Origin of the sequence: Pseudomonas yangonensis (assembly GCF_009932725.1) — a bacterium.
Classification (GTDB): domain Bacteria; phylum Pseudomonadota; class Gammaproteobacteria; order Pseudomonadales; family Pseudomonadaceae; genus Aquipseudomonas; species Aquipseudomonas yangonensis.
This window is the reverse complement of the sequence record NZ_BLJU01000105.1, coordinates 1-279: the sequence shown is the minus strand read 5'-3', so window position 1 is coordinate 279 and position 279 is coordinate 1. Positions and strand designations below refer to the sequence as shown.

Sequence of the window (279 nt, the reverse complement as noted above, 5' to 3'; positions counted from 1 at the left end):
AGAAGACGGCATACGAGCTGCTCAGGAGTCTCGTGGGCTCGCTCGAGTCTTCTTCGGCGGGTTCTGCGATGGGCGTGGCTTCCATCTGCTGGCGCAAGGCGTCCAGGCGCTCGCGCAATGCTGCAGCGTTCTCATCCTGCAGGCTTTGCAGTTGTTCGATCGAGTCGTTCTCGCTTGTAATGTCGTCCGCGCTGGCCAGCAGTCCCCCGGAACGGTGCGGGAAGGGCAGGCTTTCCAGGCGCCCGCCGCGCTGCAGTTCGACGCGGTCGCGGTAGACCG

Annotated in this window: 1 pseudogene; it reads right to left on the bottom strand. The window is 64.9% G+C overall.

From position 1 onward, the window contains the following. Positions 1–279: pseudogene (locus GYB81_RS25385) on the bottom strand (hypothetical protein); the annotation flags it as partial.